At 68.1% G+C, this 3,278-nt stretch carries 3 protein-coding genes; all 3 read right to left on the reverse strand.

The window, feature by feature from the left end; genetic code table 11:
• On the reverse strand, window positions 1-544 hold a 544-nt coding region (locus tag LH400_RS10805), incomplete at its 3' end, for an FAD-dependent monooxygenase (protein ID WP_229152694.1).
• Window positions 545-638: 94 nt separating this feature from the next.
• Window positions 639-1,457, reverse strand: a complete 819-nt coding sequence (locus LH400_RS10810; protein ID WP_229152695.1) for an IclR family transcriptional regulator — start codon at window positions 1,455-1,457, stop codon at window positions 639-641.
• Between the two features lie 94 nt (window positions 1,458-1,551).
• A complete protein-coding gene (locus LH400_RS10815) occupies window positions 1,552-2,997 on the reverse strand; it encodes an aldehyde dehydrogenase (RefSeq protein ID WP_229152696.1) in 1,446 nt (481 codons plus the stop codon).
• Between the last annotated feature and the right edge of the window lie 281 nt (window positions 2,998-3,278).

The raw sequence follows: 3,278 nt of genomic DNA on the forward strand, positions 1-3,278 counted from the left end.
CGGCCGGGATGGTCTGGCGGCAGACGCCGTGGAAGCCATCGCAGCCGGCGACGAAATCGCATTCCAGCCTGTGCGCCCCTTCGGCGGTGTCGAAGGTGACGAAAGGCGCATCGCCCGCAACGCCTTGCGGCCTGGCGTCCGCCGCCTCGTGGACCACCGGGACGCCGGCCTCGTCGAGCGCGTCGTAGAGATCGTGCGTCACCTCGGTCTGGCCGTAGACCATCACCGTCTTGCCGCCGGTGAGCTCGCGCAGGTCGATATGCAGCCGGTCGCCGCGCCAGGCGATGTCGAAGCCGTCATGGACGAGGCCCTCGCGGTCCATGCGGGCCCCGGCTCCGGCAAGGCGCAGGAGATCGGTCGTGCCCTGTTCGAGGACGCCCGCACGGATGCGCGAGAGGACGTAGTCGCGGCTGCGCCGTTCCAGCACGACGCATTCCACCCCGGCGCGATGAAGGATCAGCGCGAGCAGGAGACCGGCCGGGCCGCCGCCGATCACCGCGACGCGGGTACGGGCCGGTAGCTTCGGCTCACGGGAAGATGACATTGGCTTCGCTTCCACTTCCAAAGTTTGTTATTGAGCGCGGGCGACGCCGAGGGCGCGGCCTTCGGACACGCCGTGACGACCGCTCCCGATGCCATCACCGGCGAGTCGTGGAGGCGTCATGCGATCCGGCGGCCTCTCGGCGGGTGGCCTTGACGACGTCGCCGTACAGCTCGCGCTCGAGGGCCGCGGCGGCGGCTTGGAGCTGCGGGACCGCCGCGAGAAGTGTCTCACGCGTGAGCCGCGAGGACGGGCCGAACAGCGAGATGCTCGATACGATCGTGCCGGATCGCGTCTTGACCGGAACCGCGACAGCGTTCACGTCCGCCTCCCGCTCACCGACGTTCAGCGCGTAGCCCACCGCCCGCACGCCCGCGAGATCGGCGAGGATATCCGTCCGCTCCACAAGGGTACGTGCCGAGAAGGCGCGACGCTCGATATCGGAAAGATACCGCTCCAGGCGATCGGCGGAGATCTCGGCAAGCCAAACCTTGCCGTGCGCGGTGCAATAGGCCTCGAGCCGGCTGCCGACGCGGATATCGACATAGAGCGGCCGCGAGGAAACGGCCTTTGCGATGCAGGTGAGCGCGTTCGCCTCGAACACCATCGCCATCGACGCCTCGTCGAAATGCCGGGTCAGGGCGTCGAGCGTCGGCTGCATCACCCGCGCGAGATGGCTGTCGTTCTGCGCCCGCGTGCCGAGGTCGACCAGCGTGTAGCCGAGGCGATAGACGCCGCGGGTCGAAGCGACGAGCGCCCCGGCCTCCTCCAGCGAGCGAAGCAGGCGGTGCGCGGTGACGCCGTTGATCCCGAGCGCCTTGGTGACGACGGCGGCGGACAGTTCGGTCCGACCGCCGTCGAACAGCTTCAGGATGTCGAAGGCGCGAAGGATCGACCCGTTGATCTGCGTCGCCATGCCGAACCTCTCTCGTACCTCTTGGCGCCAGGGCGGCACGCCCAGCGGACAAGGCCGGTTCGCAATCCGCCCGGGCGCTCGTCCCGATGCTCCGTCAGAACGGATAGTGCTGGTTCGCGTCCTCGATGGTGATCCAGCGGAGTTCGGTGAATTCGGCGATCCCCGCCGTTCCGCCGAAGCGGCCGTAGCCGCTCGCCTTGGTGCCGCCGAAGGGCATCTGGGCCTCGTCGCCGACGGTCGGTCCGTTGATGTGGCAGATGCCGGCGTCGATCCGCTTCGCGATCGACATCGCTCGGCTGATGTCCCGGCCGAACACCGCCGAGGAGAGGCCGTACTCGGTGTCGTTCGCCAGTTCCAGCGCATGCTCGGCGTCTCGCGCCCGAACGATGCAGACCACGGGTCCGAAGGATTCCTCGCGGAAGAGCTTCATCTCCCGCGTCACCTTGTCGACGACGGTCGCCGGCATGATCGTCGTCTCGGTGGCTCCGCCCGTGGTCATGACCGCGCCCTTGCCGACCGCCTCCCTCACCAGCCCGTCGATCCGCTCGACCGTCGCCCGGGAGACGACGGCACCGAGCACCACTTGCCCCCGCGGATCCCCGTGCGGCAGCGCCTCGGCGCGGGCCGTGAACTTCCGGGAAAACTCCTCCGCCACGCTCTCGTCGACGATGATGCGCTCCGTCGACATGCAGATCTGGCCCTGGTTCATGTAGGCGCCGAAGATCGCCGCGTTCACCGCCGCATCGACGTCGGCGTCGTCGAGCACGACCAGCGGCGCCTTGCCGCCCAATTCCAGAAGCACGGGCTTCAGATGCTCGGCCGCCTGCTTCGCGATGATCCGGCCGACACGGCTCGAGCCGGTGAAGTTGATGCGCTTAACCTTGGGATGGGCGATCAGCGCCGAGACGACTTCCGGCGCGTCCTCGGCGGAATGGGTGACGACGTTGACGACGCCCTCCGGCAGTCCGGCCTCGCGCAGCGTCTCGGCGATCATCAGATGCGTGTGCGGGCACATCTCCGAGGCCTTCAGCACCACGGTGTTACCGCAGGCGATCGGCATCGCGACGGCGCGCATTCCGAGAATCACCGGCGCGTTCCACGGCGCCATGCCGACGAGGACGCCGACCGGCTGGCGATACGCCATGGCGAGAGTGCCGGGCTTGTCCGAGGGCATCACCTCACCCTTGATCTGCGTCGTCATCGCAGCCGCCTCGCGCAGGATGTTCGCCGCGAACATCACGTTGAAGCCGATCCAGGGTGCGGTCGCCCCGGTTTCGGCGACGCAGACCTCGATGAACTTTCCGGTCTTGGCGTCGAGCAGGTCGGCCGCCTTGTTCAGGATCGCCCGGCGCGCGTTCGGGCCGGTCTCGGACCATCCGGGAAAGGCTCTGGCCGCCGCCTCCACGGCGCGATCGACGTCGCTCTTCCTGGCCGCCGCCGCCCGGGTCGCGATCTCGCCCGTCACCGGGTCGATCCGCTCGAAAGTCGTGCCTATGCCCGCTGCAGCGTCCTCGCCGCCGATCAAAAGTCCGATGTCCATCATGCTTCTCCCTTCGGTCCGGATGCTTCGGCAACACCTGGCTCTGCGTCGCCGTTGTTCGCTCGGCGCATGATTGACAGCGGGATTCTCTGCAGTCAATATCGAGATATCTTCATTTTACATATAGCAATGAGACGCATGGATTCCAGCCGCACATCGACCCAGGGCGACAACGAGGCCGGCGCCCTTCCCGCCGAGCAGACAGCGGACGAGGTTCCGGCGGGTCCCGGCGGCACGATGACGGCCGGCGGCGCGCTGCTCGCCCGGCTGAAGAGCGTCGG

Origin of the sequence: Jiella soli, assembly GCF_020615385.1 — a bacterium.
GTDB lineage: Bacteria > Pseudomonadota > Alphaproteobacteria > Rhizobiales > Rhizobiaceae > VKMB-3413.